Consider the following 873-nt stretch of genomic DNA (forward strand, 5'->3'; position numbering starts at 1 on the left):
ATTTCGGTGATTGCGATCGCTCGTTTCGGTTTATTCCGATCACCTGATCCTACCGTTTTTCTCTCTTCCTATTTTTACTCTAAGTGATCGGATTGCGCCAGTTTTCTCATTGACTCACCTCCCAGTTCTATTCGATGACTATTGTGAACGAGACGATCCATGAGAGCGTCAGCGACGGTGGCGTTGCCGATCATGTTGTACCACTCTTTGACAGGTAGTTGACTGATGACGATTGTGCTGCTGTTTTGGTAGCGGTCCTCAAGCACTTCTAACAAGTGACCTGCATGCTCTTGAGTCAGTTTTTCCATCCCCCAGTCGTCTAGGATCAGTAGAGCTTTCTTAGCCAACGATTGAAGTTGCTTTTGATAGCTACCATCCAGACGACCTGCGGTCAGGTCATCAAGCAGGCGAGTTAATCGGTAGTATCTGACCGTGTGTTGTTGATCGCAGGCGCTGCTTGCCAGTGCGCAGCCAAGATACGTTTTACCTGCGCCTGTTGGGCCTGTGATCAAGATGTTCTGGTGCTTGTGCAGATAGCCACCCGTTAGCAGTTCGCTCATCTGCTTGCGGTTGAGGTTTCGTCCCTCCTTGTAAATAAGTTGGCTCGGCTGAGCATCCACTCTCAGCTTGGCTTGTCGTTTCAGGCGTTGGATTTTGGTTTGATTGCGATTCAAGATTTCACTTTCCAGAAGTAGGCTTAACCTCTCCTCGAAGTCCAGCTCTGCGTAGGTGGTCAGTTGCTCTTGTTGCTGCTCTAACGCTTTCGCCGCATGACTTAAGCGCAGGGTTTTGAGTTGGTCGTTCAGTGCGTTCATATCTTTTCTCCTAGTGATAACAGTTCGGGCCACGAACATTGCTGTGAACAAGGTTCGG

General features: G+C 49.1%; 1 protein-coding gene. It reads right to left on the reverse strand.

Features of this window, described 5'->3' with window-relative positions; genetic code table 11:
* Positions 1-74: 74 nt before the first annotated feature.
* Positions 75-815: an IS21-like element ISVch3 family helper ATPase IstB gene (gene istB / locus VOR_RS0103230; protein WP_010318297.1), complete on the reverse strand. Its 741-nt coding sequence runs from the start codon at positions 813-815 to the stop codon at positions 75-77.
* Positions 816-873 lie beyond the last annotated feature (58 nt).

Source organism: Vibrio ordalii ATCC 33509, assembly GCA_000257205.1.
Taxonomy (GTDB): domain Bacteria; phylum Pseudomonadota; class Gammaproteobacteria; order Enterobacterales; family Vibrionaceae; genus Vibrio; species Vibrio ordalii.

Excerpts from the sequence above, each read along its gene's own strand:
- istB (WP_010318297.1), bottom strand. The coding sequence starts at position 815 with ATGAACGCACTGAACGACCAACTCAAAACCCTGCGCTTAAGTCATGCG.